Here is a 25,757-nt window from a genome sequence, read left to right as displayed (position 1 = left end):
TCGGGGCATGCTTCCTGCCGCCCGCTCGCCGCTCGCGCCCCGCGCTGGTGTGGCGGAGTCGGGGGCCATCGAGCGCTGGACGGTCCTCGGGGCCTTCCCGACCGCGGTGTACCTCCATCGCCACGGCTCTGGAGTCCTGGCCGTCGTGACCTCCGACGGCCTCGCCTTGCCGACGGCCTGGCGCCTGGGCGTGACGTCCCGGGATGTTGACTGGGGCGTCTCTCCCGGCGACCAGGTCGGTGTTTCGACGGACCGAATCACGCTGCCGCACAATGACATCCACGCCGTGCGCGCATGGCGCCCGGCACGCGTGCGTCGCCGCTCGTCCTCCCGGGTGTCGCTGCGCGCGTTATGGTCTACCGAGCGCATCGGTCGCGGTGAGGGCCTGACCCCCGAGGGCGATGACGAGATCTGCGGCGCCTTGTTGGTGGCATATGCCGTCGGCGACCCCGCCCTCGCCGCGGCCGTCCTCCCCCTGTTGCCCCGCACGACGGCGCTCTCCGCCTCCCTTATCGAGGCGGCCACCCAGGGGTATGCCGTCCCGCCACTCGTCGCGTATGTCGACGCGGTGACCACAGGCGACCCGATGGCGGCGGCGCGCCGACCCGCGGTGGCAGCGATCGGGCATACCTCGGGAGCGGCGCTCCTGCGGGGCGTCGATCTGGCCCTAACAGCGGTCGGCGACCACCCGGCATACGACCTGAACCCGAAGCGAAACCCGATCAAGGAGTCCCTCAGTGCTTGAGCTCGTCGCTATCCGCCGCGGTGCCTACTACGACTCGGTGACGCTGATGCAGGTGTCGAAGCGCATCGCCGCGACGCCTGGCATCACCGCGGCACAGGTCGCGATGGGCACCGAACTCAACCTCGAGGTGCTCGCCGGCATGGGCTTCACGCTGCCGGATGGCATCGGGGTCAATGATGTTGTCGTCGCGTTGCAGGGCGACTCCGCGGAGGCCATCGACGCCGGAGTCGCGGCCGTGGATGCCGCGCTCGCCGAGCTGAAAGCCAACTCCCGCAAGCCTTCTGGCTTCGGATCAGCGCCCGAGCCGGTCACCCTGGGCGGCGCGATCGCCGCCGGCGAGTCCAACCTGGCCTTGATCTCGGTGCCCGGTGAACACGCGACCGCGGAGGCTATGGATGCCATCGACGCCGGCGTTTCCGTCATGCTCTTCAGCGACAATGTCGCGGTCGAGGACGAGGTCGCACTCAAAGACGCAGCCGCCGCGTGCGGCGTGCTCGTCATGGGGCCGGACTGCGGCACGGCCGTGGTCAGCGGTGTCGCGCTCGGCTTCGCCAATGTCGTCGCGCCCGGCTCGGTCGGCATCGTGGCCGCCTCCGGCACCGGTGCCCAGCAGGTCATGTGCCTGCTCGATGCGGCGGGCGTCGGGGTCTCGCACGTGCTGGGGGTCGGTGGCCGCGACCTCAAGACCGAGGTGGCCGGTCGCTCGACGCGCCAGGCGCTCGCGATGCTCGCGGCGGACGGGGCGACGGATTCGATCATCGTCGTCTCCAAGCCGCCAGCCGCCGAGGTGCTGGCGGACCTGGAGGAGTATGCCGCCACGCTCGGCCTCCCCGTGCACTGGGCGATCCTCGGAGCCGGGCGACCGGACCTCACGACCTCAACCTCGGCCGCTCTCGGTCCGTCGGGTTCCGCTGCGCCGCAATGGCTTTCCTGGGGAAAATCACCCGAGGGGGTCGGTGCGGGGAGCCTGCGCGGCCTGTTCTGTGGTGGCACCTTGGCGGATGAGGCGATGCTCATCGCGGGCGAGGCGCTCGGACCGATCCGGTCAAACATTCCCCTCTCGCCCGAGATGGCGCTCAGGTCGGATCTCGGGGCGCATGGCGGTCATGTCGTCATCGACTTCGGTGACGACGGACTGACCCGCGGCCGAGCGCACCCGATGATCGACCCCTCCCTGCGCCAAGAGCGGATCCTCGCCGAGGGTGCCGACCCGAGCTGTGGGGTGCTGTTGCTCGATCTGGTTCTCGGATATGGCTCGCACCCTGATCCGGCTGGCGATCTGGCTGAGGCAATTCGGGCGGCACGATCCAGAGCGACTGCAGGGGGCCGCGATTTGCCGGTCGTCGTCTCTCTCGTGGGGACTGCTGGCGACCCGCAGGGCTTGGAGGCCTGTGCGCAGGCCCTCGTCGACGCGGGCGCCTCGGTTTACCTCTCGAATGCCGAAGCCACCCGAGCCGCGTTGACGGCGCTCGGCCACGACGCTCCGAAACCCGAAACGCCGAGCGCCACAAGCGATTCCGCACCGCAGAACGGGGCACACGACGGCCAGACAGCAGCGACGCTGCCGACCGAACCGGTCGTCGCAACCGTTGGAGTCGGCCTATTCAGTGACGCTCTCACGGCGCAAGCCGTCGCCGTGACCGAAGCGCGCTGGCAGCCACCGATGGCTGGTGTCGACACCGCTGATCTGCGGCGCATCCTGCTCGACCCGCGTCGCGAAGCCGCCAATGCGCTCGCCTTTGAGCGCATGACCGCTGCTGGCGCCGAGTTGGTCGACGTCCGGCCCGCGTCGGCGGCCCTGGGCCTGGAGAAGGGCACCTTCTTGCACGCGGGACCGCCGTTGGAGTGGGAGCGGGCCAGCGGCCCGATGAAGGGCGCGCTCATTGGAGCCATACTTTTCGAGGGCATGGCCGCGACGCCGGAGGAGGCCGAGGCCAAACTCGCTGCGGGAGAGGGCATCACGCTCGAACCGTGTCACCACCGCGATGCCGTTGGACCGATGGCGGGCGTCGTCAGCCCGAGCATGTGGGTCTATGAACTCCACGATCCCATCCACGACAACCGCTCATGGTGCTCGCTCAACGAGGGCCTGGGCAAGGTGCTGCGCTATGGCGCTTACGGTCCTGAAGTCATTGATCGCCTGCACTGGATGAACTCGGTGCTGGGGCCGCTATTGCAGCAGGCCGTCCGAAAGGCAGAGCGCATCGACATCATGGCGATCGTCGCGCAGATGCTGCAGATGGGCGACGAGGGCCACAACCGCAACCGCGCCGGCTCCTTGATGCTGCTGCGTGAACTCCTGCCGAACCTCATCACCGCCGATGGCTCGCCATCGGATATCGCTGAGGCCGTGCGCTTTTCGGGCGCCAACGAGCACTTCTTCCTCAACCTCGGGATGCCCGCGTGCAAGCTGGCAACGCTCGCAGCGCACGGCATACCCGGCTCCACGATCGTCACGACGATGGCGCGCAATGGCACCGACTTCGGCATCCGCGTCTCCGGCACGGGCGAGCAATGGTTCACCGGCCCCGCCAACACCCCGGAAGGTCTCTTCCTCGGCGCCTATGGCCCGGAGGACGCCAATCCCGATATCGGAGACTCGGCGATCACCGAGACGGGCGGCATCGGCGGCGTGGCTATGGCGGCCGCCCCTGCGATCGTGAAGTTCGTCGGCGGCGACGTGCCCTTCGCGCTGCAGGCGACGCAGAAGATGTACGCGATCACTGAAGGTGAGCACCCGGCATACCAGATCCCCATCCTCGAATTCCGGGGCACGCCAACAGGAATCGATGTCACCAAGGTGATCCGCACCGGCATACTTCCACAAATCAACACCGGCATGGCCGGCCGGGTTGCCGGCACGGGCCAGGTCGGTGCCGGCCTGGTGAACCCGCCCGAAGCCTGCTTCACCGGCGCGCTCGCCGCCCTCGCCCGGGCTGTCTAACACGCCCTAGCCCAGCGCCGGCAAGGCTCGTCCGCGACAACTCGAACGCCCGTCTTGACCAATATCAAGGCGGGCCTTTCGTTCGCGACGGACGATCGAAGGACCGGCGCCGCGGGAACCGGTGCACCCGCGGCGCTCCATCGACGGGAGGGCGACCCGATGAGCACAACCTGGGCTCGGACGCCGCAGACACTCAGCAGGGCTCCCGCGGTGCCGCGCCGCCAACCCGGCACAACGATCGTGCGCTGGCTGACGACCACGGATCACAAGGTCATCGGCAATTTGTACTTCATTACGTCCTTTGCCTGGTTCATCTTCGGCGGGATCCTCGCGCTGATCATCCGGCTTGAGCTGTTCAGCCCGGGCCTGCAGGTGGTCGATGACAAGCAGCAGTTCAACCAGCTGTTCACCATGCACGGCACGATCATGTTGTTGCTTTTCGCGACACCACTTTTCGCCGGTTTTGCCAACGCGATTATGCCGCTGCAGATCGGCGCACCGGATGTCGCCTTCCCCCGCCTGAACATGCTCTCCTATTGGCTATACCTCTTCGGCGGGCTGATGACGGCGGCCGGCTTCCTGACCCCCGGCGGGGCCGCGGCCTTCGGCTGGTTCGCGTATGCCCCACTCAGCGACGCCGTGCACAGTCCAGGGGTCGGCGGGGACTTGTGGGTTTTCGGCCTAGCACTGTCCGGTTTCGGCACGATCCTCGGCGGTGTCAACTTCATCACGACGATCGTGTGCCTGCGCGCCCCCGGGATGACGATGTTCCGGATGCCGATCTTCACGTGGAATGTGCTGATCACCTCGATCCTCGTGATCCTCGTTTTTCCACCCCTCGCCGCCGCGCTCTTCGCGCTCGGCGCCGATCGACGGTTCGGGGCGGACGTCTTCGATCCGGCCAATGGCGGGCCGATGTTGTGGCAGCACCTGTTCTGGTTCTTCGGTCATCCCGAGGTCTACATCATCGCGCTGCCCTTCTTCGGCATCGTCTCGGAGGTCTTCCCGGTCTTCTCGCGCAAACCGCTCTTCGGCTACAAGACGCTGATCTTCGCGACCATCGCGATCGCGGCCCTGTCCGTCAGCGTGTGGGCCCACCACATGTACGCCACCGGGCAGGTGCTGCTGCCCTTCTTCGCCATCATGTCGATGCTCATTGCCGTGCCGACGGGCGTGAAGTTCTTCAACTGGATCGGAACGATGTGGGGCGGCCAACTCAGTTTCAGCACGCCGCTGATCTTCGCCCTCGGCTTCCTCGCGACGTTCTTGTTCGGCGGGCTCACCGGCATCATCATCGCTAGTCCCCCAATGGATTTCCACGTCACGGACAGCTACTTCATCGTCGCGCACTTCCACTACACCGTCTTCGGGACCGTCGTCTTCGCGATGTTCTCCGGCTTCTATTTCTGGTGGCCCAAGCTGACCGGCCGGATGCTCGACGAGATGTGGGGCAAGGTGCACTTCGTGCTGCTCTTCGTCGGCTTCCACACCACCTTCCTCATCCAGCACTGGCTGGGTGTCGACGGTATGCCGCGCCGCTATGCCGACTATCTGCCGGAGGATGGCTTCACGCTGGCCAACCGGATTTCCAGCGTGGGGTCCATGCTGATCGGTCTGTCGACGCTCGCCTTCCTCTACAACGTCTGGCTGACCTGGCGGACCGCGCCGCTCGTGATCGACGACGATCCGTGGGGGTATGGCGCCGGGCTGGAATGGTGCACGAGTTGCCCGCCCCCGCGGCACAACTTCAACTCCATCCCGCGGATCCGATCCGAGCGACCCGCCTTCGACCTGCACCACCCCGAGGCAGCGCCGGCGGGCTTGACCCGCTCGGTCAGGCCGAAGCCGCCAACTCCGCCAACGGAATCGACTCATCCTTAAGACGATCGGACGCGACCTCCGAGCCGACGATCGCTCGCAGGTCGTCATTGACATCCCAGATGTTCACATTCATGGCGGCGCGCACGACGCCATCGCGAACCCAGAAGACGATGAAGGCGCCGCTCTCAAGGTCGCCGCGCACGATCGCCTGGTCGTCCGCGCCGGCGTGGCCGACATACTCCATGCCCAGGTCGTACTGGTCGGTGAAGAAGTAGGGCTGCCAGTCGAAGCTCTCGTCGCGTCCGAGGATGGTGTATGCCGCGAGCTTGCCCTGCCGAATCGCGTTGTCCCAGTGCTCGACTCGCAGCTCACCCAGTGAGGTGTGCCGTGCTCGGGCCACATCGCCCGCGGCCAGAATGTGCTGATCGCTGGTGCGCAGGTGTTCATCGGTCACGACGCCGCGATCGACATCCAGGCCCGCTGCTTGGGCGAGCTCGGTGTCAGGTATCGCGCCGACACCGACGAGCACGAGGTCCGCGGGGATAGTTCCCTCGGACGTGCGGACACCCGTGATCTGGCCGTCTGCACCCTCGATCGACTCGACCCTGACCTCCGTGCGCAGGTCCACGCCATGCTTCCGGTGCAGGTCGGCGAAGTAGCCGGACATCGTCGGCCCCAGCACGGCATACAACGGCAGTGACTCGCGCTCGAGGACGGTGACCTCGCAGCCGGCATTGCGCGCGGCGGCGGCGACTTCGAGGCCGATCCACCCGCCGCCGATGATGACCAGGCGCGCCTGGCGGGTCAACGCCGCGCGCAACCGGGTGCTGTCCTCGATGGAGCGCAAGGTGACCACGCCGTCCAGGTCGGCTCCGGGCAGGTCAAGCAGCCGCGGCTGCGCACCGGTCGCCAGGACGAGCCAGTCGTATGCCAGTTCCTCCCCCGACGCCAGGGTCACCCGCTGTGCCTGCCGATCGATCGCGGTCGCGGGATCGGCATACCGCATCTCGATGTCGTGAGCGGCATACCACTGCGGCTCGTGGACGCGCAGGGTGTCGGCGCTCTTGGTGCCGGCAAGGTAGTCCTTGGACAGGCCAGGGCGTTCATAGGGCGGGTGATCCTCGGCGCCCACCAACGTGATGCTGCCATCGAAGTCACCCTCGCGGAGCGCCTCGACCACCTTTGCCGCCGCAAGCCCGGCACCGATCACGACAACGGACGACATCTGAGCGCCTCTTTCTTGGGGTTGTGGCTTCACGATGGCGACTGCAACAGACGGTCGCCTTGACTTGCATCAAGTCCCGAGCGGTCGCGGACCATGATCCGGCCGCGGGTCTGCACCTCGATCAGCCCATGACGTTGCAGTCGAGTCAGAGCGCGGCTGAGGCTTTCCGGCGTCGTCCCGAGGTAGGACGCCAAATCCTTCTTCGCCATCGGCAGTTGCACGACCGCCGACTGCGTCCCTGAGCCGGGCGGGAGGGAGAGGAGGTATTCGGCGACGCGCGTGGGGACATCGACCCCCGCCTGCTCGGCAAAACGCCGCTCGGCGTCACCGAGGCGCTCGGCCAGCGCACTGAGCAGGCGCAGCGCAATCGCGGGGTATTGGGTCACCAAGGGTGCGAGCGCTTGATGCGGGAAGACGCACAAGATCGTCGGCTCGACGGCGAAGACCCAGGCGAGCGGCGGGCGGCCGGTGAGGAAGGGATACTCGCCGACGGTCTCCCCGGGTCCGGCCATTCGGATCAGTTGTTCCTTGCCCGGAGCAAGAATTCGGACCATCCGCACCCGGCCGCTATGCACGACGAAGAGGTCGCTGACGTGGTCTCCCACGCCATACAGCCGGCCGCCGGAGGCCAACTCCACGCGACGACCGAATCGGGCGATGTCTTCACGTTGCGGGGCGTCGAGACCGCGAAAAATGGAGACCCGTGCCACGCACGAGGCGATCGCTTCGTCGGGCAGCGGGCTCATGGTGACCTCCACCTTCAGGATCGCACGCCTTTGCGCAAATCCGTCCGGCCGCTGGCGACGTTGATTCCCCTCGTCAGCGCCCGTCGCGGGGGTTGCCCTCAACGCGGGTGACGGCCACCTTGTGGCGGGGGTCTGTCACGGGCCAGAGCACAGTCGCGAGGAGGGCCGCGACGAGGAGGACGAAGAGGACGGTCATCAGGGAGGCGTGGACGGGCCCCATACCCACGGTCGTTCCGAGTTCGCCCGGCTTGAGGGCATCCAATGCGCGCATCCCGCGCCTCCTCACTACTCCGCTCGGGCTCGTTCCTGGGTGGGCGACCGCGCGGGCTTTTGCCAGCATGCGTCCCCCACCTCCGCAGGAGGTGAGAGCAACCTCAACGTTCCCTGGGAAAGACGCTGCGCTTGTATGCCGTGTGCCCCCGAGACGATTCGAACGTCCGACACCCGCTTTAGGAGAGCGGTGCTCTATCCCCTGAGCTACGAGGGCGGGGGCCGATCGGCCCGTCAAGTCTAAGTGGTGCGGTCGAGAAGTCGTGTCGACTGCTGGCGCCGCGAGCATGGGTGGAGCCCACTGCTCCGCCAGGAGCCACACATGCCCATGTGTGGCTTTTTGTGTAGGATCTCCTTTGTGGCCACCAACCTGTCTATCGACCCCGATCTGCTCGACCGGGCGCTCGCCATCGGTGGCGAGCGAACGAAGAAGGCGACAGTGACGCGGGCTCTTGAGGAGTTCATCGTGCGACGCGAGCAAGAGCGCATCCTCGAACTTTTCGGAACGGTCGAGTGGGACCCGGAGTACGACTACAAGGCGGAGCGGTCCCGAGGGTGAGCTTGCTCGTCGACACCAGCGTCTGGTCACTGGCTCTACGCCGTGATCAGACGGAACTCGATCCCGCTGTCGCAGCGCTTCGTCGAGCGCTGGCTGGTCAAGACCTGGTCGCGACGACCGGCGTCGTCCTCCAGGAGATCTTGCAAGGCGCGGTGCATGGGACGACTCGCGAACGCGTCCTCGAGCACTTTGGCAAGCTGCAATATGTCGCGCCGGATAGGGAAGACCACACCCACGCGGCTGATGTGCGCGATCAGTGCCGCCGACACGGCGTGCAGTTGGGCACCATTGATGCGCTCATCGCCGCACTCACGATCCGCCACGGGCTCACCCTGTTGACGACCGATCAAGACTTCGAGCACGCCGCGCGCTGGGTGCCGCTGCCCGTGTGGCGAGCGTCCTAAAACGCATCCGACGCACCGGGGACCACGCTTATGGTGCGCAGTCCTCGCGCCGGAGCGCTCATTCCGCAGCTGAGCGCTAGTATAGCACCGATCGCGTGCGAAATTAGCTCCAGGGCGAAAACAGCGCTCAGCCGGGCGACGGCGGCAGTAGGAAGGCAAACACAGGGACCGCGCCAACTGGCCTCCGCCAGTTGACAACCGCCGCTGCAGTCAAAGGCGGGCGAAGGCGCGGTCGAGCACCTCGGGGAGGGGGAGGTCGGCATACCCACCGTCGATGTGCAGGCGGATGGCGGCGCGGAAGGCGCCGAGGGCGGCATACGCCTCCACGGCCAGGCCGAGTTCGTCATCGACCGAGAGCGGCCGCTCAGCGCGCAGCCGGTTCAGGATTGCCTCGACCAGGGCGCGGTCAGCGCGGGCATAAATACCGAGGAAGCGCAGGCCGAGGCTGGGCTCGCGCAGCGTCATCTCGCGCCGCATCGCCCACAGTTCCGGATCGGCAACCAGGGCCTCCACTCGCCGGTGCGCCACGAATCGGACAATCTCGCGCGGGGATTCGCCGACCGGGCGGCCGGCGATGAGCGCCAGCAGGGGTTCGGGATCGGCGCCATAGCTGCCAAGGATTGCGTCGTCCTTGGCCGGGAAATAGTTGAAGAAAGTGCGCGCCGAGACGCCCGCGCGCTCGGCAATCGCGTCCACCGTCAGCCCGTCCAACCCGAACTCGACGGCCAACTCCAACGCAGCCCGATGAATCGCCAGCCGCGTTTCGCGCTTCTTGCGCTCGCGCAGGCCCTCCTCGGGCTCGACGGCAGTATCCACGGCAACGCTCATGCCCACCACTATACCTGCAGAATATGCAAACTTGCAGACTCTGCACTTTTTGCCCTACCCTTGCGTGGTGACCTCTTCTCCCACGGCTCCCGCTCCGGAGTTCCACCTCGACGCGACGGGCCGGCGCATCTTCATCGGCCTGATGCTCGGGATGTTCGTTGCCTCGATCAGCCAGACCATCGTCGGTCCGGCGATGCCGCGCATCGTCGCGGAACTCGGCGGCATGGACCACTACTCCTGGGTCGCCACCGCCGCGATGCTCGTCTCGGCCATAGTCGTGCCAATCGTCGGCAAGTTCTCCGACCTTTATGGCCGGCGGGGCTTCTACCTGGCGGGGCTCATGGTGTTCATGGTCGGCTCGCTGGTCTGCGGGCTGGCGCCAAACTTCTGGACGCTCGTCGCCGGTCGGGCCATTCAGGGCCTCGGCATGGGCACTGTAATGCCCTTGGCGCAGACCATCATTGGCGACATCATCCCGCCGCGAAACCGCGGCAAGTACCAAGGCCTGATGGGCGCCGTCTTCGGCGTCACCTCTGTTGCCGGGCCGCTCGCTGGCGGATGGATCACCGACAACCTCGGCTGGCGCTACCTCTTTTGGACCTCCATCCCCTTCGGCATCGTCGCGACCGCCGTCGTCTTCCGCTTCCTGCACATCCCGCACCAGCGCCGCGATGCAAAGATCGACGTCGCCGGCATCGCCACCCTCACCCCCGGCCTGGTCGCCGTTCTCCTCGCCACCAGCTGGGGCGGCACGACCTACGCGTGGACGTCGGGGATCATCCTCGGACTGTATGCCGTGGGCGTGGCCCTGCTGGTCGCCTTCGTCTGGGCGGAATCCCTTGCGGCAGAACCTATTCTGCCCCTGCGCCTGTTCAAGAACTCCGTCTTCACGATGTCGAATATCTCGGCCTTCGGTGTCGCGATGGTGATGTTCGGCTCGATCATCTACATCCCCGTCTTCGCGCAGGGCGTCGTCGGTGTCAACGCGACCAACTCTGGCCTCATCCTGCTGCCCCTGATGATGGGCCTGGTCGTCTGCGGTGTGCTCGCTGGCCTGATCATCACCCGGACCGGCCGTTACAAGGCGATCATGCTCTCGGGTGTCGGGCTGATGGGTGCCGGCGTATGGCTGCTCACTCGCCTGACCTATCAGGCCACCTCCACGCAGCTCACCCTCGCGATGGTGGTGCTCGGTGTTGGCCTGGGTCTGTGCATGCAGCAGTTCACACTGCTCGTCCAAAATGTCTCTGCCCGAGCGGATCTCGGCATCGCGACGGCATCGACGCAGTTCTTCCGCAATGTCGGCTCGACGGTCGGCATCGCGATCTTCGGCACGGTCATGACGTCCGGTTTGCACGCGGCGATCGTCAGCCATTTGCCCGCCGGGGCGGCGGAGAAGATGGCCGCCTCCGGTCAGCAGATCGGGGCCGGTTCGGTGCTCGACCCGTCGGTGATGGCGAAACTGCCGCCGGCCGTCGCCGAAGCCGTCCGCCAGGGCCTGGCCGAGCGCTTGCATGATGTCTTCTTGCTTGGGCTGCCGATCCTGGCCGTCGTCTTCCTAACGACCGCCATGATCAAGTCGGTGCCGCTGCGCACCAGCAACCACGCCCCCGCCTCCGCCGAAGAGGCCGGACACGAGCTGCTCGACGGCCTCTCGTCCTCCGCGGCCGAACCCGCAGACCAGACGGCGACCGATGAGCGAGTGCCAGTCGCCGCACGCTGACCCTGCTGGGCAGCGAGCGGAGAATGGCCGGATGACCGAGACGCCCGACGTCCTCGCCCAAGCCGCCGCCCTCGTCCTGGCGGAGTCGAACGCACGACACCCATCCGGCTGGACCTCACGGCATACGCCTGGGATGCAGCGACTCGACGAGTCGCTGCACGTGAGCCACTGACGTGTGTCACGGCTCGAATTGGTGACGTCGTTCAGGAACTAGCGCAAGCCACACTCGCTGCGGCGCAACAGGATCCGATCTGGCCGGGGTGCCCGCTGCATCCGGGAACCCATCCTCTAACCCCCGAGGAGGTCATGGGTCGATGGGTATGCCCGACCGCCCGCTACGGGCGAAGCAGTTTCGGGTACGCGTGGCCCGGCATACCGATCGTGAGCCTGGGTCAAGCGCGGGTGGCACCGATCCTCGTGCGCCGCGCCCGCATTGGGGACGTCCAAGCGATCGTCGCGATGCTGGCCGACGATCCGCTGGGGGCGGAGCGGGAGCGCGATGTCCTCGACGACGCTTATCTGGATGCCTTTCGGCGGATCGACTAGAGCTGGCACGACCGGCTCGTCGTCGCCGAAATCGAGGATGAGATCGTTGCGACTCTGCAGATCACCTATTTGACGAGCCTCTCGCGGGGCGGGGCGATCCGGGCCCAGATCGAGGCCGTCCGGGTGGCGGGCGAAGCCCGCGGGAAAGGCGTGGGCGAGGCCGTGCTGAGCTGGGCGATTGGGGAGGCCACGGCATACGGCTGCGCTCTGATCCAACTCACCTCGGACAACACCCGTGCCGATGCGCACCGCTTCTATGAGCACCTCGGCTTCGTCCCCAGCCACACAGGATTCAAGCTCGCGCTCTAGCCCCCGACTAGCCTGGGTGTCCATGAGTGCCATCGAGGGAGTCAGCGAAATCTTCGATCCGAGCCAATGGGACGCTGTCCCAGGTTTCGAGGACCTGACTGACCTGACATATCACCGCGCGAAGGCTCATGGCACGGTTCGGATCGCCTTCGACCGGCCCGATGTCCTCAACTCCTTCCGTCCGCATACCGTCGATGAGTTGCTGCGGGTTCTGGAGCATGCCCGCACCAGCGCTGATGTGGGCTGCGTCCTGCTGACCGGGAATGGTCCGAGCGCCAAGAACGGCAAGTGGGCCTTCTGCGCCGGAGGCGACCAGCGCATTCGGGGCCGCGCGGGCTATCAGTATGAGACCGAGCACGGTACGACATCAACCGGCGCCACCACCCCCAATCCGATCGACCAGGCTCGCCTTGGGCGGCTGCATATCTTGGAGTGCCAGCGATTGATCCGGTTCATGCCCAAGGTCGTGATCTCGCTGGTCAATGGGTGGGCCGCCGGCGGTGGACACTCTCTACACGTCGTCTCGGATTTGACCCTGGCCAGCATCGAGCACGCCCATTTCAAGCAGACCGATGCCGATGTGGGCTCCTTCGACGGGGGTTTCGGATCGGCATACCTGGCTCGCCAGGTCGGCCAGAAGTTCGCTCGGGAAATCTTCTTCCTCGGCCAGGAGTACTCCGCCCAGGACGGCGTGCGCATGGGCACCGTCAACCGCGCCGTCCCGCATGCGGAACTCGAGGCGACGGGCCTGGAGTGGGGGCGGCTCATCAACGGCAAGAGCCCGACCGCGCAGCGGATGCTGAAGTATTCGTTCAACCTGATCGACGACGGCCTCGTCGGTCAGCAGCTCTTCGCCGGCGAAACCACCCGCCTGGCGTATATGACGGACGAAGCCCAAGAGGGCCGCGACCAGTTCCTTGAAAAGCGCGAACCAGACTGGTCGCCGTACCCCTGGTACTACTGATCGGGCGCGTTTGCGCAGGTCAAAGACGGTATGGGTCGCCAGATGTGGCAGAGATATGGCACGAAGTGAAACTGAGCGGAGACAGAGTCAGACCCGTGCGGTGATTGCGCGCTCTGACTGGACGAGGATCTGGTCCGCCAACGCCATCGCTTGGTCGAGATCATCTCCGCGACTCGTCGCCAGATCTTGGAGTTGAATCGTTGCAACGGTGAGCTGAGCGGCAGCGATCGCTACGAAGTCCTGGTAGCGCTCTTGATCGCTTTCGGAGAGGTCCTTCCACGGCACCGGGCTCTCGCCGATTTCGTTGCCCCACCTCGTGAGCGCGTGGGCGGCGTGCAACGCGATGTACTCCAGGATCGCTGTCGCCTTCGAGATGACCTCAAGCAGTGCTTCGACGTTTGCTTGAGTTGCGGCGATGTCGGCTTCGGCCGCCGCGAGCTTCGCGGCTGATTCTTGTTGGCGGCGGTTGCGCTTCGCGGTCGCTTGGCGCTCAAGGATGGTGGCGACGACCGTGCCGACAGCTACTGCGGCCATGAGGTTCATCCCAGCACTTGTACCTGCGAGCTTGGTTGACCTTCCGACTCCCATTGCAGACCTGAGACCGTTCAGCGCCGTGGTCGCTCCGGCGAGCCTCGGAATGGCGCTTCCCAGTGGTGCGGTGCCCAACGCGACTGCTTCGGTAAACGCAAGATAGGCGGCAGCGCTGCCCACGGCGCCAGCAGCGACCGCGTCACCGGATGAGTCAGTGAGCGCCTTCGACACCCCGTACTGGGTGAACCGAAGTTGAAAGGAAGCTTCTGCCTCGGCCTCATCGGAGGAGCCTTCATCGGGCTTCTCGACCTGATCCGGTGAGAGCGCCGGGGCGCCGATCACTCTCGCTGCAAGTTCGCGAAATTTCAGGAGAAAGGCGTCTTCAGCCCCCCGCCGTGCGGAGGCGAGCTTGTCGAGTTCCGGGGCGAGCTGTTTCCTTCGCTCGCTCGCGTGAACGATTGCTGCAATCCGATCCTCGTGCGACGGCGTACCGGCCTTGTCGGGTTGGTGAGCAGCTTCGTCCGCTGCAGCACGTTCCTGGAGGTCCGCAATACTCACACCGAGAGCTCGCGCGATCCCAGGGAACTTGTCCGTGGGCTCTAGGCGCCCGTTCTCCAGTCGTGAGATCGAGACGCCAGCGCCCTTGCCGTATCCCGCCGCGTCTCCAAGTTCCTCCTGAGTCAGTCCCATCTCACGACGGAGGGCCTTCACGACGCGACCGAGGGCTTCCAAGGAGTAGTCCGACATGACATCAGCATAGCCCGACTCCTTAGCAGTGAGGTTGACGATGTCACGACTTAGACACTAAGTTCTCTGCCAGTCGGCTAACTGGCCGACATCATTCAATGATCGGAGAGGTAGGGCCAGCCATGCGGTACAACAGCGAACTGGGCGTCAAGGAGGTGCTCGGGATCGAGTCGTGGAGAAATCTCTCGAAGGACACGTTCCTTCGATTTCTGACGGCGATGCCTGAGATCGACAAGGAGGTCGCCCTCCAGCTCATCGGTCAGATTCCTGAGATTACGACGTTCGCCAAGGTGGCACTGGAGGATGCGGCGAAGGCTTACGAGGGACTCCTGACCTCGAACTCCCGCAGTATGGAGGGGCTACAGGCCCTGGACGCGGCAGTCCTCACGGCACTGCGGGAAGAGCTCGCGAAGGAACTGACTCCTGAAGAGCGGGTGCGGGTGCTCGACCAGATCCGGGAGGTTCACGAACGCGCGCATCTGAAGGACACCGAAAACAAGAAGTTCCTCGGCGAGCAGTTCGAGAAGCGCCTCGGTGTCGGCCTCGCGGTGGCGGCTGCCGTCGTCGCAGTGGTATTCAGCGTCAGCAAGTCTGGCGGAAAGTCGACCGGCGGCATCAGCAACCTGAAGGCGGCCTGACCGTGGGACGCGTCGGGTGCGGGCTGGTCCGGAGCCAGACCTCATGACGACGATCTACACGACCCGGGAGTGGAAGGGCTACGGGAAACAGAACTACTACTGGAACGAGTACAGGCTCGAAGGCGACACCGTCGTCAAGTACAAGTGCCATCGGCAGAAGTTCTTCGACGGCGATGAGAACACCTGGCAGGAGGACGAATCCCTCGAAGAGACTTGGGCGGTTGACGACCCGAGCATGCCCGAGTGGCTGAAGCAGTATCTCTAGCGTGCGACTCGCTCCGGAGCCTTGCTGCAAGTGCCAAGTCGCGTCAGGAGGACGAAGCGCTCCGCGACTTCGGGCCGGTCAGTGAGAGCACAGCAGTCGCCATGCCGGAGGCTGCGGCGCGGGTCTTGTCCTCGGCGTTGGGCCACAGGTGGGCGTAGGTGCTCAGGGTGGTCGTGGCAGATGCGTGGCCCATTGCTTGCTGGACAGTCACGACGTCGCAGCCGGCAGCGATGAGGCCGCTGGCGAAGTAGTGCCTGAGCTCGTGGAGTTTGAAGTTCAATCCGGCGTCGGTGCGGGTGGATCGCCAGCGGTAGTCGGCGAGGTTGTCATGCCAGGGCCTGCCGTCCTCGGAGAACAGCCACCGGGTCGGCTCGCCGGTGGGAGTGTGCTGGCGGACATGCTCGGCAAGGATGGCCACCAACTCGTCGGGTAGGTAGATGGTCCGTTCGGATTCGTACTTCGGCGGTCGGGTGAGCACGGTCATGCCGGCGACGGCTTCCACGAGGTTCTTGCCAGCCTTGATGTCTGCGGGCTTGGCTCGCTGAATCTGTCTCGTAACGCGCAGCGTGCGGGCGAGGAAGTCGATGTCGCTCACCTGTACCCCCAACGCCTCACCACGACGTAGCCCGGCGAACGTGCACAGCGCGACGAAGGCCGTGAAACCCGGCCGGGACTTCGGTCGCTTCGGTGGCTCCGCCGCGTTGAGTAGCAGCGCGATGTCGGCGGTGGTCGGGATGCTCATGGCCGCTTCGTTCTTGCGCTTGCGAGGCAGCACGACTCCGACCGAAGGATCACTCGGGATGAGCCGGTCGGCGACGGCCGCCCGGAACACGCCGCGAACGATGGTGAACCGGGTGTCGATGGTCGTTGGTGCGAGGTAGGACGCCATCTCCTTGACCCACGTTTCAACGTGGGAGCGCCGGATCGAGCGCAGCTGCATGTCGCCGAACGTCACCCCTGTCACCGCCATGTCGGCGTCCTCCCGCGTCGAAGACAGCCAGACCTGCCGCGGTGACCAGTCGGCGTAGAACGCCGCGAATGTCACCTTGCCTGCGGCAGGGTTCACCCAGTCGCCACGGACGACCTTGGCCTCCTCGGTGGCGACCCACCGCTTGGCGTCGATCTGCCGCCGATGCGACTTCGTGTGCTGCCTGCCGGCTTCATCGCGGTAGGCACCGCGCCACGCCTGGCCTTGCTTCCAAACCCAGCCCATCGCACTACTCCTTCCGGGATGGCTCCATGATGCGCTCCGGCACCGACATGAACAGAGTCCCTTCAGTCGTGCCGTGAACGGTTGGCCTGCTCGGCGCGCCAGAGCATGAGGTCGGTGCGCCAGTAGCGGACGTGCCGGCCGAGGCGGAAGCTGTGCGGGCCGTCGCCGCAGTAGCGCCAGTAGCGCATGGTGGCGACCGGCACCCGCAGCAGGGCGGCGGCTTCCTCGATGGAGAGCATCTCGTCGTGCTCGTGGTTGTCGTTGTTCATCGGTGCTGTGCTCATGGTCGCGCTCCTTGCTGGTCGATGAGGCCAAGCGGTCCTCAACCTCGTCAAGTAGGTGCGCACGGGCTCCCTATCGATGTTCAGCGATAATCTGAGGTGGTGAAGGCAAAGACGGTGATCGAGACAGCTCGCAAGGCAGCGGGTCTGTCCCAACAGCAGTTGGCGGACTGGGCGAGGACTCAGCAGTCGTCGGTTTCGGAGTACGAGTCCCGCCGCAAGTCACCGACGCTGGAAGTGGTCGAGCGGCTCCTCGGCGCCGCCGACCATGACCTGACTGCGACACCTCGGGTGTTCTTCGAGTATCGCGAGGACCCGGTGACGGGCGGGTACCTGGTCCCGGACCGACTGTGGCGGGTCCCGATCCCGGACTGTTACTCACTCATTGTGGTTTTCCACCTCCGCGCGATCAGAGGCTACGACGTCTGGGACCTCTCTATTCCAGAGGATCGCATCGACTTCTACGAGGTCGCCCTCCATCACGGTGTCGAGGAAACCCTGCTCAACGCCGTCGACGGTGCGCTCCTGGTGGAAGCGTGGCCGCACCTGGAACTTCCCGACGCCGTCCGGTCGGCGTGGCAGCCGCTCATCGATGCAGCCAAGGGCGACCGCTCCCGCAGATCGCGTCCGCTCGATCCGGGTGGCTACTCCGCGCAGGTCGTCGCTGAGCTGGGCGCGCGGTGGCCCCTGCCGACCAAGGAGCGCCCCCGCTCAGAGCCCAAGGGAGACGCCGCCGGTGGGTGAGGGTCGACGCGTTTCCTGCACCGGCTGACGGCGCTTCCGGCTGCCGTACCGGTCCACGGCGTCAAGCGCCTGCCGCTTTGCGTGAGCGGGGCCGAGGTCGGCCCGGTCACGGCCGGACACTTCGACCCACTGCTTGCGGGCGTCGTCGATGTTGTCGGCGACGAGGTGCGCGGTGTTGCCATGTCGTCCTCGGGTCATAGCGACGTACGCCGCTGCCGCACCTGTGGTCTCGCCGATGGCGACGTGCGCCCGGTCGACGGTCTCGCCTTGTGCGCCGTGGATGGTGGTGGCGTAGGCGAGTTCAACGAACCGGGCCGCGTACTCGGCAGGGATCGCTCGGTCGCGGCCCTTGCTGCGCAGGGTGAGGCTGCCGTCATCGCCTATGGAGGTGACGGTCCAGGTCTGCCGGTTCGCGACCCCGAGGTCGGCGTCGTTGCGGCGGGTGGCGACCCGATCGCCGAACCCGATCTGCTCACCGCGCGCTGTCACCAGCACGCCATCCGATTCGGGCAGGTCATGGCGTTGATTCCGGATCGCGGCGTTCAGGGCAGCGACCTGCTCACGAGTGTCGGCCACCACGAGGTCGCCACTCGCACCCGCGACCGCGAGGGCTGCGTCGCGTTCGATGTCGCTGGGATGTACGACGATCTGCCCACGCCGATGAAGCTCGTCGAAGACACTCGCGGGGTTGTCGCCTCTGCGCATCTTCAGGCTGAGGGCGGCGTAGTTGGGGTCGGAGAAGCGATGCACTGTCTCCAATGTGCCTACCGCAGTGGGGTGCGCCCAGGCGACTGCGTGGTCGAGCAGCCCGCCACGACCCACGGCAGGGAGTTGGTGCCGATCACCGACGAGTGCCATCCGTGCGCCGGTTTCGTCTGCGATGGTCAGCAGCGCTCGGGCGGTGTCTTGGTCGAGCATCCCCGCCTCGTCCACCAGCAACAGGTCACCCCGACGCAACTGTGCCACCGGACTCGGCTGGGCATCCGGGTTGCGTGCCCAGTGCCCTTCGCCGTCCCACCGCCAGCCGTGCTGGTGAATGAGCCACGCCGCCGAGTGCCCCTTCGCGCCGGTCTCAGCGGCGGCGACCTCGGCAGCCTTCAACGTCGGCGTCACCACCACGAGTCGATGGCCTTGGACTTCGAGCAGTTGCCGTGTCGCCCGGAGCGCCGTGGTCTTGCCCGCCCCGGCTGCGCCCTCGACCACGACCAGTTGCCCGGTGCCAGCGAGCGTGCCCACCACGGCGGCCTGGCCTGGGTCGATGCGGACCATCCCACGCGCTGTGGCGCGGAGTCGCTTCGCCGGTTCCTGCGAGCGCTGCGCGAGCCGGCGAACGATGTCTGCCTCGACCTCCAGCACTTCATGCGATGTGAGCGCCCGGACGTGCTCAGGCACGTCCTCCGCCGACAGCAGCGGTGTGCAGCGGGCGACGGCGCGTGCGGTGATGTCCTGGGCCAGTTCGATCCGCGCTGCTGGCTCCGCGCCGAGGTTCGCATCGGCGAGCAACATCTCGACCCGGCCCCGGACGTCGGCAGCGTTCCACGCCGACCGCTTCGCCGAGAGTTGAGCGATGGCCCAATCGGCGGTGCCGTCACGGTTGATCCACGCCGCCTGCACCGACTCCACCGTGACGGGCTCAGGGGTCGCGTTAGCCGAGGTCGCGCAGCTCTTGGTTCCACCCCGCCACCAAGTCAGCGCCGCTGACCGGGGCGACCTTGTCCGGGCGGGCGTCGGCCCAGGCGCGCCGGTCCCAAATCTCCCGGAGCTTCGGACCGGGTTCCTCGCCGGGTGATCGCGTCGCCACTCGGCTTCGTAACGGTCGATGTTGCGGTGAATCTGACTCGTCCGAGCGCTGAATGCGCCGATGTACGACGCGAGTTGGTTGATCTCCCCGGACATGGCATCCAGCGTCAGCCCGTGGGTGGCGAGAACTGCGCGGAACTCGGGGTCGGTGGCGACTGCGGCGTGGCCGATGCCGTTGATCGCCTCTATCATGTCCCGCACCCCGACCGAGTGCAGTCCCCGCCACTTGCCGTCGGCCCAGACGCGGGCGTTGATCTGAACATGCAGATGCCGATGCGGGTCGCCCGCCCTGGACGTGTGGTGCCGGATGACGGCTGCCTCGATCTGCCCGACCGGCACCTGCACTTGGCGCCCGCGCGGTCCCACCCGCGTCGTCGCGTGCTGCGTGAGGAACGCGACGATCTGCCCTGTCGCGCGGTCCTGCGCGGCATCCAACGCGGCCGAGACGTCCGGGTGCAGGGCTGCTGCCAGTGACCACGTCTTGGGGCCGTTGACGGTGACCTCGACGAACCGCAGCGCGTTCCCGTCCTGGCGGAGTCGTCCCTTCTTGGTCCCGGTGTCGACATCTATCCCGGCGACCCAGGACTCGTAGGACTCCGCGTCCGGATCACCCTTTGCCGTCACACCGTCGGGTGTGGCTGCGAACCGTTGGGCGAGGCCGCTTCCCTCGGCGAGGTAATAGTCGTCGGCGCGCGAGTGATCGGCCTCGACATAGGCGCGCGCCACCTTCGCCGCGCCGCGATAGAACTTCACCCCGCCATGCATCCCGATCGCCTCGCTTCCGGTGTCGGACGCGGCCTCAACAACCACCAGCAACGTCCAACAACTACCCTGAAAATGACGCTCGGCCCGCCCCAGGAGGGCGGACCGTCTACGAACCTTCGTAGCATGTGTGCCGACGCTTTGACAGGGTCTGAGAGCGACTCCGAGGCGTGTCAGACCAGAAAGTTGAACAGCCAGCAACGACCAGTGATCAGGGGCTTTCCAGAGTTCTGTCGGCGCATCTCGATACCGTTGTCAAGGTGAGCAGACCGAGGGAGGTGACCGATGATCGACTGCCCCAGTTGCGGCGAGGATGAGGAGCTGCGTGGAGTCGGGCTCGACGACGGTCGTCGTCAGATCACCTGCGAGCGCTGTGGTCACTCGTGGACCCGAGGGACAGCGACCCGGGTGGTCGCACCTCCTACTTCGTCGCGTCGTATCGCCTCGCCGGCCTCGGGCTCGTGTGGACCCCGATGGGACGACGACCCTGTTGTCGCGACGCTGAACGATGAGGCTCCGAATCTGGAGGTGTCTGGTCCCGACGGTGCTCACCTTTCATTCGCGCCTGGCCGCGAGCGGACGTGGGAGGTTGGCGATCCGGTCCAGACGAACCGAGTCTTCTCCTACATCGTGGTTCACGACACGGGCTTCTCGCCGAACCCGTTCCACGGCCTCCTGACGCTGGCCTGTTGCAAGCCGTTGATCCGCAAGACTGCCAGCGTCGGCGACATCATCGTCGGCCTGTCGAGCCGAAGCGAACGCATCGTCTACGCGACGCAGGTCGCCGAGGTGATCGCATTCGAGGAGTACTGGGCTGACCCGAGGTATCAGCCCCGGCGTCCGGTGATGAACTCTCCCCAGATCGTCTATCGCGCAGGTGACAACATCTACGAACCCGTCGAGGGCGGCTACCGGCAGTTGCCGTCGTTCCACTCGAATCGTGACGGGTCAGAAGACGCCGGGTTGAAGCGCACGGACCTCAGCGGCAACCACGTCTTGGCCTGCGAGCGCTTCACCTACTGGGGCCGAAGTGGACCAGCGCTGCCCGAGGAACTCCAGTTCCTCGCGGTTGGCCGTGGCCACCGCTCCAACTTCAGCACCGACCAGGTTCAAACCGTCGCCCGATGGTTCGCAGACCTCCCCGGTGGCGTCTTGGGTGCGCCGACGCAGTGGAAGGCAGGCGACCAGAGTTGGCGTGAGACGTGAAGCTGATCCTGAGCCGCAAGGCGTTCGACTCGGGCGCGGGCAAGGTCGCCAACCCCATCTTGGACGACGGCTCGTTGATCCCGATGCCGATCCCGGACAAGCAGTCACCGATCCGCTACCAGGACGTCACCATCGCTGGCCAGAACCTCGGCAAAGTGGCAACTGACCTCACCAACGGCAGGACGCGGGCCGACCACTTCGCGCACCTCGACCCCGACCTGATCGAGTCTGCCTATCCACGCGAACCGGGGTGGCGGCCGATCTTCGGTCAGGTCGACGCCCCGCAGTCCGTCCTGGCACGCGAGGGAGTTGGCCCAGGCGACCTGTTCCTCTTCTTCGGCTGGTTCCGGCGGGCGACATCATCTGGAGGGCGACTGCGTTACGTGCCAGGCGCGCCCGACCTGCACGTGATCTGGGGATGGATGCAGATCGACGAAGTCGTGCCAGTCGGCAGCGTCGAGCACTCCGCCTGGATGAAGTACCACCCCCACATCGCAAGCCCCCGCGGACGCGGCAACACCGCCTACACCGCACGCGAGAAGCTCACCCTCGATGGAGTCGACCTCGACCTGCCCGGTGCAGGTGCCTTCGACCACTACGACGACCGACTTCGGCTGACGAGGGTGGGCGGCAGTAGATCAGTCTGGGACCTGCCAGCATGGTTCGCCCCCGGTTGCACCCGACCGGCACTTGGCTTCCACGACAAGCCGGACCGCTGGCACGTCGATGGCGAGCGAGTTCGTCTCAAGAGCGTTGCCCGTGGCCAGGAGTTCGTTCTCGACACCGTCTACTACCCAGAAGCGTTCGGTTGGCTTCGTGGCTTGCTGGACGCCGCGCGTACGGTTGGAGACCTCGATGTGGAGGTTGGGCGTGACGGCACCTGACAACACTTCGTATCTGTGGACCGCGCCGGCTTCGTACGCGGAGAACCAACACATCCGCGCGTGGTGGAGCGAGCCGCAAGACCAAGTGCTCGCGCGCCTCATCGAGCAGTACGCCTGGCTGTACCCGTGGCACATCTCCGAAGCCATCGTTGCGGTCACCCCCGAAGATGTCATCGCCGCCTGGCGAGAAGAGGATCCTGTCTGCCAGCGGTACGCCTGGTACGACGTCCTGATGTATTTCGGGGTTGCCCGGGCGCGGACAACCGGTCTTGAGCAGGCGATGCGACCGCCGGAGACCCTGAACTGCCTCCGGTGCAAGAAGGCATTCCGCCAAGATCAAGTGGGGGCGTCAACGGCTCGCAAACTCGGCGACATCAGCAATATCCGGTACTGCCAAGATTGCTCCGGCGCTGCGTTCGCCGGCGGAAGCGACCTGGATGATCTGAAACTCTCGGACGCTGACATTGCCGACTGGGTTCGCGATGTCGCGACGCTGACCGGGCTGATCCCGCCGCAAGACTTCTTCGGCGGCGACTTCTTGAAGACGGTCTCGGGCGACGTCGCACGTTCCCAGTTGCTCAGCTTGGCTGCACGGCGACCCACCGCGAAGCGGATCAAGGACTCGTTCGGATCGTGGCTCAACCTACTCACTGTGTCCGGCGTGCTTCCAGACGGAGCACACCACACCGTCCGCGGCGTCCGATCCGTTGCCGCCGACGGTCATGTGTGCCTGTCTCTGCCCGAGCGCACGATCGACGACTGGCTCTCGGTACGGGGTTGACCACGAGAAGGAGCCGCGGTACCCCGACAGCAACTACCGAGGTGACTTCCGAGTGGGAAGCTCGTTCATCGAATTCTTCGGACTCGTCGGCAAGTCTGACTACGACGCGCGAATCCGGGAGAAGCGCGATCTCGCCGAGAAGTGCGGCATCGACCTGATCGAGGTCTACCCGAAAGACATGGTGACGTGGGGCGCGACCCAGGAGTGGCTGGCGGCGCGTCTTGGATTCGACGTGGAGACGCGTGAGCGGCAGGTCCTGCCGACGCAACCGCAGGTCCTGAGCGAGGCGAAACCAGCGATCCCGGAGGCACCCCCGGCTGGTCCGGCAGAGGGCTGGTACGCCGATCCGACTGGCCGCGAGGCTTCGAGGTGGTGGGATGGCCGCTATTGGACGCACTGGGTCACCGACGCGGCAGGAGCGACCTACGCCGACACGCCCGATCCCGGGCGGGACGACCAGGTGAGTCGCGGAGCCGAGATCGAGGGCCAGCAGACGTGGGAGTTCCTCTCGACCACCAAGTTCCCCTGGCCCGGCAAGCTCAAGGGCGCGGAACTGGTCACCCACCTTGAGCTGGTTTTCCGCTGCATGGATGCAGTCGAGAACGGTGCCGGAGGCGACGGCTACGGGACGGCCGCAGCGGCCTATTTTGAGGCTGCCGGGCACCTGCGGCACGCACGAAACCACGGGGGTGAGGCGGCGGTCCTGGCCCGCGCGATCGAGAGCGGACTTGGGCCCGGAGCAGGGCGACGAGACATCTCGGCGCGGCTGGCTGCGCTCGAAGGGGCGGGCGTTCATCCCAACCCGGTCGAAGCGGGCATGACAGCTGACTACCCTCCGCCAGAGGTGTAGGTGTTGGCCGCCCCGACGGGCCATCTTCCGGCTGCTGATGGACTTCGTTCACCGCTGCGAGATCAGGCAGCACTCGCTGGTGCTAAACAAGCGCGAAGTCGGCGAGATCGACCGACTCGTGTCACTGATGTCCCGAGACATGGGGGCGCTGATCCGCGACAACTACGAGTACTTCAGCTCGTGGGACCGCATCGTCATCTACTACGACAACGGGCAGAAGGAATTGACCAACATCGTCAACAGCGCCTTCAACTCGCAGTTGAGCACGGTCGAGGTCCGCAAGGTGATGCCGTCCGACTACAGCCTGTTCCAGGCCGCCGACCTGTGCTGCACGCAGGAACTCCTGCGATCCAAGATCAACTCCGTCGGCCTGTCGTCCTCGGAGCGCGACTTCTTCGCCACCGAGAAGCGTAGCGCCGAGCAGGCGCTGAAGCGCCTCTACTTCAAGGATCTGGACCGCGAGCGGTTCGGGTCCTGAGCAGCCTCGGAGATGTGGCAGAAATGTGGCAGGACGACACAGAGCGATCATCGACCTCCAACAACGACGAGCATATTTGCGCAGGTCAGGCCGCACATGCCAACAAGGGTCAACATCAGCCGTCACTCGTGACGACGTTCCCCTGGTACTACTGATCTTGCGTGTTTGCGCAGGTCAGACTGGCGTAGGGCGAGGTGGGTAACACCATCTGGGTATGGAAGTCGAGTGGGCGGGGCCGCCGCGAGGACGTGCTCAACGGCCTCGACGTCTTGGCCAGTCTGAACCGGTCGACGAACACGAGGCCGCTGCAATGCGGCGGATCCCGGTGTTACAGTTGTCAACCTGGGCTGGCCGAGAGGCCCTGGTCCAACCTTTAGGCGGGGACATCCCCCGCCGCCCTCTTGAGGCGGGTTTTCCCGCCTCAAGTCGTTTCCAGGGGTCCTTGTCGTGCGTGAGCTGAGCATCTTCATTGACGAGTCCGGCGACTTCGGCCCCTTCGAAAAGCACTCGCCGTTCTACGTGCTGAGCCTCGTCTTCCACGACCAGAGCGACGACATTGCTCGGCACTTGGACAAGATCCACGACGCGTTGGTGGCGCGTGGTTTGCCGGCTAACCACGCGATCCACACCGGTCCCCTGATCCGTCGAGAGCATGACTATCGACTGCTCGACATGTCGTCCCGCCGGTCGATCTTCCGCGTGCTTGTCGACTTCGTACGGACGTGCGAAGTCACGCACCACTCGTGGGTTTTCAGCAAGCGCGAGCTTGGTGACACAGACCGGCTCGTGAGCGCGATGTCACGCGAGCTCGGCATGCTGATCCAGTCGAACTACGAGTTCTTTACTTCGTGGGAGCGAATCGTCATCTACTACGACAACGGTCAGAAGGAGATCACAAACCTCGTCAACAGCGTCTTCAACGCTCACTTGAGTGTCGAGGTGCGCAAGGTGTTTCCGGCCGACTACAGCCTGTTTCAGGCAGCTGACCTCTGCTGCACGCTGTCCCTGCTCCGGCGGAAAATCGAAACCCTTGGACTGTCTCCGTCCGAGCGCAGCTTCTTCTCGACGCCGAAGGACAGCGCCGAGCGCGCGCTGAAGAAGGGCTACTTCAAGACCTTGGATCGTAAGCGCTTCGGTGGCTGAAGCCGATGGACTCCGCTGGTCAGCCTCATAGTGCCGGCACCAACCAACGAAAGAGCAATTGTCAAGAGTTGTGGATGGGTGTGTCATGACGCGAGTTGATCTCCTCCTTCGTGGTGGTCGTCGCGTTCGACGAGTTTGCCGTTCTTGAATTCGGCTCCGGCTCGGACGAGGGCGACGAGGTGGGGTGCGTTGACGGCGCGCCAGCGGCGCTGCGCGGATTCGATGAGCTTTTAGGCCATCGCGATCCCGGCGGCGCGGGAGCCGGGGCCTTTAGTGATCCGCTGCCGGAGCCGGACGGTGGCGAAGGTGGACTCGATCGGATTGGTGGTGCGCAGGTGGATCCAGTGCTC

26 protein-coding genes, 1 tRNA gene and 2 pseudogenes are annotated in these 25,757 nt (G+C 65.8%); 19 read left to right on the top strand and 10 right to left on the bottom strand.

The window, feature by feature from the left end; genetic code table 11:
• Nucleotides 1–7 precede the first annotated feature (7 nt).
• The 3 genes from ABD225_RS10320 (at nt 8) to ctaD (ending at nt 5,570) form a co-directional block, all read left to right on the top strand.
• Nucleotides 8–745: an oxamate carbamoyltransferase subunit AllH family protein gene (locus ABD225_RS10320; protein ID WP_344084556.1), complete on the top strand. Its 738-nt coding sequence runs from the start codon at nt 8–10 to the stop codon at nt 743–745.
• Nucleotides 738–3,689 (top strand): bifunctional FdrA/YlbE family protein, encoded by a 2,952-nt coding sequence (locus ABD225_RS10315; protein ID WP_344084553.1) that lies wholly within the window; start codon nt 738–740, stop codon nt 3,687–3,689. Before ABD225_RS10320 ends, ABD225_RS10315 begins: the two co-directional genes overlap by 8 nt.
• Before the next feature lie 159 nt (nt 3,690–3,848).
• Nucleotides 3,849–5,570 (top strand): aa3-type cytochrome oxidase subunit I, encoded by a 1,722-nt coding sequence (ctaD, locus tag ABD225_RS10310; RefSeq protein WP_344084550.1) that lies wholly within the window; start codon nt 3,849–3,851, stop codon nt 5,568–5,570.
• Here ctaD and ABD225_RS10305 read toward each other — a convergent pair.
• From ABD225_RS10305 to ABD225_RS10290, 4 genes are all read right to left on the bottom strand, one after another.
• Entirely contained in the window at nt 5,524–6,735 is a 1,212-nt protein-coding gene (locus tag ABD225_RS10305; protein ID WP_344084547.1) for an NAD(P)/FAD-dependent oxidoreductase, read from the bottom strand. The two genes, ctaD and ABD225_RS10305, sit on opposite strands and share 47 nt — an antisense overlap.
• A 29-nt stretch (nt 6,736–6,764) precedes the next feature.
• Nucleotides 6,765–7,481, bottom strand: a complete 717-nt coding sequence (locus tag ABD225_RS10300) for a Crp/Fnr family transcriptional regulator (protein ID WP_344084544.1) — start codon at nt 7,479–7,481, stop codon at nt 6,765–6,767.
• Between the two features lie 73 nt (nt 7,482–7,554).
• A complete protein-coding gene (locus tag ABD225_RS10295) occupies nt 7,555–7,752 on the bottom strand; it encodes a hypothetical protein (RefSeq protein WP_344084541.1) in 198 nt (65 codons plus the stop codon).
• A 143-nt stretch (nt 7,753–7,895) separates the two neighbouring features.
• Nucleotides 7,896–7,968, bottom strand: a tRNA-Arg gene (locus ABD225_RS10290).
• A gap of 141 nt (nt 7,969–8,109) precedes the next feature.
• Between ABD225_RS10290 and ABD225_RS10285 the strand changes: the two genes are divergently transcribed.
• Entirely contained in the window at nt 8,110–8,310 is a 201-nt protein-coding gene (locus ABD225_RS10285; RefSeq protein ID WP_344084538.1) for a type II toxin-antitoxin system VapB family antitoxin, read from the top strand.
• Nucleotides 8,307–8,714 carry a type II toxin-antitoxin system VapC family toxin gene (vapC, locus tag ABD225_RS10280; protein WP_344084535.1) on the top strand — a complete coding sequence of 136 codons (408 nt, stop codon included), beginning with the start codon at nt 8,307–8,309 and terminating at the stop codon, nt 8,712–8,714. Before ABD225_RS10285 ends, vapC begins: the two co-directional genes overlap by 4 nt.
• Before the next feature lie 210 nt (nt 8,715–8,924).
• On the opposite strand, the gene ABD225_RS10275 is transcribed toward vapC, so the two are convergent.
• A complete protein-coding gene (locus ABD225_RS10275; protein ID WP_344084532.1) occupies nt 8,925–9,542 on the bottom strand; it encodes a TetR family transcriptional regulator in 618 nt (205 codons plus the stop codon).
• A 67-nt stretch (nt 9,543–9,609) separates the two neighbouring features.
• On the opposite strand from ABD225_RS10275, the gene ABD225_RS10270 reads away from it, so the two are divergent.
• The 5 genes and pseudogenes from ABD225_RS10270 (at nt 9,610) to ABD225_RS10250 (ending at nt 13,084) form a co-directional block, all read left to right on the top strand.
• Nucleotides 9,610–11,265, top strand: coding sequence for an MDR family MFS transporter (locus ABD225_RS10270; RefSeq protein ID WP_344084529.1), 1,656 nt, complete (start codon nt 9,610–9,612; stop codon nt 11,263–11,265).
• A gap of 31 nt (nt 11,266–11,296) precedes the next feature.
• The gene (locus ABD225_RS10265; protein ID WP_344084526.1) at nt 11,297–11,437 is read left to right on the top strand and encodes a hypothetical protein; all 141 of its coding nucleotides are present in this window, start codon (nt 11,297–11,299) and stop codon (nt 11,435–11,437) included.
• A 209-nt stretch (nt 11,438–11,646) separates the two neighbouring features.
• On the top strand, nt 11,647–11,811 hold the full coding sequence (locus ABD225_RS10260) for a hypothetical protein (protein ID WP_344084523.1): 165 nt from the start codon (nt 11,647–11,649) through the stop codon (nt 11,809–11,811).
• Between the two features lie 18 nt (nt 11,812–11,829).
• Nucleotides 11,830–12,120 (top strand): annotated as a pseudogene (locus ABD225_RS10255) (GNAT family N-acetyltransferase); the annotation flags it as partial.
• A gap of 22 nt (nt 12,121–12,142) precedes the next feature.
• Entirely contained in the window at nt 12,143–13,084 is a 942-nt protein-coding gene (locus ABD225_RS10250) for a 1,4-dihydroxy-2-naphthoyl-CoA synthase (RefSeq protein ID WP_344084520.1), read from the top strand.
• Between the two features lie 87 nt (nt 13,085–13,171).
• On the opposite strand, the gene ABD225_RS10245 is transcribed toward ABD225_RS10250, so the two are convergent.
• Nucleotides 13,172–14,362: a helix-turn-helix domain-containing protein gene (locus tag ABD225_RS10245; protein ID WP_344084517.1), complete on the bottom strand. Its 1,191-nt coding sequence runs from the start codon at nt 14,360–14,362 to the stop codon at nt 13,172–13,174.
• Nucleotides 14,363–14,484: 122 nt separating this feature from the next.
• Between ABD225_RS10245 and ABD225_RS10240 the strand changes: the two genes are divergently transcribed.
• Nucleotides 14,485–15,000: a hypothetical protein gene (locus ABD225_RS10240; protein WP_344084514.1), complete on the top strand. Its 516-nt coding sequence runs from the start codon at nt 14,485–14,487 to the stop codon at nt 14,998–15,000.
• A 43-nt stretch (nt 15,001–15,043) separates the two neighbouring features.
• Nucleotides 15,044–15,265, top strand: coding sequence for a hypothetical protein (locus ABD225_RS10235; protein ID WP_344084511.1), 222 nt, complete (start codon nt 15,044–15,046; stop codon nt 15,263–15,265).
• A 43-nt stretch (nt 15,266–15,308) separates the two neighbouring features.
• On the opposite strand, the gene ABD225_RS10230 is transcribed toward ABD225_RS10235, so the two are convergent.
• Together ABD225_RS10230 and ABD225_RS10225 are read right to left on the bottom strand one after the other, a co-directional pair.
• Nucleotides 15,309–16,478, bottom strand: a complete 1,170-nt coding sequence (locus ABD225_RS10230) for a tyrosine-type recombinase/integrase (RefSeq protein WP_344084508.1) — start codon at nt 16,476–16,478, stop codon at nt 15,309–15,311.
• Nucleotides 16,479–16,540: 62 nt separating this feature from the next.
• Nucleotides 16,541–16,762, bottom strand: coding sequence for a helix-turn-helix domain-containing protein (locus ABD225_RS10225; protein WP_344084505.1), 222 nt, complete (start codon nt 16,760–16,762; stop codon nt 16,541–16,543).
• A 114-nt stretch (nt 16,763–16,876) separates the two neighbouring features.
• Between ABD225_RS10225 and ABD225_RS10220 the strand changes: the two genes are divergently transcribed.
• Nucleotides 16,877–17,503, top strand: a complete 627-nt coding sequence (locus ABD225_RS10220) for a helix-turn-helix domain-containing protein (protein ID WP_344084501.1) — start codon at nt 16,877–16,879, stop codon at nt 17,501–17,503.
• On the opposite strand, the gene mobF is transcribed toward ABD225_RS10220, so the two are convergent.
• Complete coding sequence (mobF, locus tag ABD225_RS10215; protein ID WP_344084498.1) at nt 17,471–20,113, bottom strand: MobF family relaxase; 2,643 nt, start codon at nt 20,111–20,113, stop codon at nt 17,471–17,473. The genes ABD225_RS10220 and mobF overlap by 33 nt on opposite strands.
• Before the next feature lie 480 nt (nt 20,114–20,593).
• Here mobF and ABD225_RS10210 point away from each other — a divergent pair, with 480 nt between their 5' ends.
• The 6 genes from ABD225_RS10210 to ABD225_RS10185 all read left to right on the top strand — a co-directional run bounded on the left by ABD225_RS10210 (nt 20,594) and on the right by ABD225_RS10185 (nt 25,407).
• Nucleotides 20,594–21,271 (top strand): Nmad2 family putative nucleotide modification protein, encoded by a 678-nt coding sequence (locus tag ABD225_RS10210; RefSeq protein WP_344084495.1) that lies wholly within the window; start codon nt 20,594–20,596, stop codon nt 21,269–21,271.
• Nucleotides 21,268–22,155, top strand: coding sequence for an Nmad3 family putative nucleotide modification protein (locus tag ABD225_RS10205; RefSeq protein WP_344084492.1), 888 nt, complete (start codon nt 21,268–21,270; stop codon nt 22,153–22,155). Before ABD225_RS10210 ends, ABD225_RS10205 begins: the two co-directional genes overlap by 4 nt.
• Complete coding sequence (locus ABD225_RS10200; RefSeq protein WP_344084489.1) at nt 22,142–22,936, top strand: hypothetical protein; 795 nt, start codon at nt 22,142–22,144, stop codon at nt 22,934–22,936. The genes ABD225_RS10205 and ABD225_RS10200 overlap by 14 nt, the downstream gene beginning before the upstream one ends.
• A gap of 52 nt (nt 22,937–22,988) precedes the next feature.
• Entirely contained in the window at nt 22,989–23,786 is a 798-nt protein-coding gene (locus ABD225_RS10195) for a DUF2510 domain-containing protein (RefSeq protein ID WP_344084486.1), read from the top strand.
• Nucleotides 23,787–23,865: 79 nt separating this feature from the next.
• Entirely contained in the window at nt 23,866–24,264 is a 399-nt protein-coding gene (locus tag ABD225_RS10190) for a hypothetical protein (RefSeq protein WP_344084483.1), read from the top strand.
• Between the two features lie 447 nt (nt 24,265–24,711).
• Nucleotides 24,712–25,407, top strand: coding sequence for a DUF3800 domain-containing protein (locus ABD225_RS10185; protein ID WP_344084480.1), 696 nt, complete (start codon nt 24,712–24,714; stop codon nt 25,405–25,407).
• Between the two features lie 83 nt (nt 25,408–25,490).
• On the opposite strand, the pseudogene ABD225_RS10180 reads toward ABD225_RS10185, so the two are convergent.
• Nucleotides 25,491–25,757: pseudogene (locus ABD225_RS10180) on the bottom strand (IS256 family transposase); the annotation flags it as partial.

The sequence above is a fragment of the Nostocoides veronense genome, from assembly GCF_039531185.1.
GTDB classification, from domain to species: domain Bacteria; phylum Actinomycetota; class Actinomycetes; order Actinomycetales; family Dermatophilaceae; genus Nostocoides_A; species Nostocoides_A veronense.
This window is presented reverse-complemented; position numbering and strand designations above follow the sequence as displayed.

What these genes read in the sequence shown, in the direction of transcription:
- ABD225_RS10320 (WP_344084556.1), top strand. Translation starts at nt 8, where the DNA reads ATGCTTCCTGCCGCCCGCTCGCCGCTCGCGCCCCGCGCTGGTGTGGCG.
- ctaD (WP_344084550.1), top strand. Translation starts at nt 3,849, where the DNA reads ATGAGCACAACCTGGGCTCGGACGCCGCAGACACTCAGCAGGGCTCCC.
- ABD225_RS10305 (WP_344084547.1), bottom strand. Translation starts at nt 6,735, where the DNA reads ATGTCGTCCGTTGTCGTGATCGGTGCCGGGCTTGCGGCGGCAAAGGTG.
- ABD225_RS10300 (WP_344084544.1), bottom strand. Translation starts at nt 7,481, where the DNA reads ATGAGCCCGCTGCCCGACGAAGCGATCGCCTCGTGCGTGGCACGGGTC.
- ABD225_RS10295 (WP_344084541.1), bottom strand. Translation starts at nt 7,752, where the DNA reads ATGCGCGCATTGGATGCCCTCAAGCCGGGCGAACTCGGAACGACCGTG.
- ABD225_RS10275 (WP_344084532.1), bottom strand. Translation starts at nt 9,542, where the DNA reads ATGAGCGTTGCCGTGGATACTGCCGTCGAGCCCGAGGAGGGCCTGCGC.
- ABD225_RS10265 (WP_344084526.1), top strand. Translation starts at nt 11,297, where the DNA reads ATGACCGAGACGCCCGACGTCCTCGCCCAAGCCGCCGCCCTCGTCCTG.
- ABD225_RS10250 (WP_344084520.1), top strand. Translation starts at nt 12,143, where the DNA reads ATGAGTGCCATCGAGGGAGTCAGCGAAATCTTCGATCCGAGCCAATGG.
- ABD225_RS10245 (WP_344084517.1), bottom strand. Translation starts at nt 14,362, where the DNA reads ATGTCGGACTACTCCTTGGAAGCCCTCGGTCGCGTCGTGAAGGCCCTC.
- ABD225_RS10240 (WP_344084514.1), top strand. Translation starts at nt 14,485, where the DNA reads ATGCGGTACAACAGCGAACTGGGCGTCAAGGAGGTGCTCGGGATCGAG.
- ABD225_RS10235 (WP_344084511.1), top strand. Translation starts at nt 15,044, where the DNA reads ATGACGACGATCTACACGACCCGGGAGTGGAAGGGCTACGGGAAACAG.
- ABD225_RS10230 (WP_344084508.1), bottom strand. Translation starts at nt 16,478, where the DNA reads ATGGGCTGGGTTTGGAAGCAAGGCCAGGCGTGGCGCGGTGCCTACCGC.
- ABD225_RS10225 (WP_344084505.1), bottom strand. Translation starts at nt 16,762, where the DNA reads ATGAGCACAGCACCGATGAACAACGACAACCACGAGCACGACGAGATG.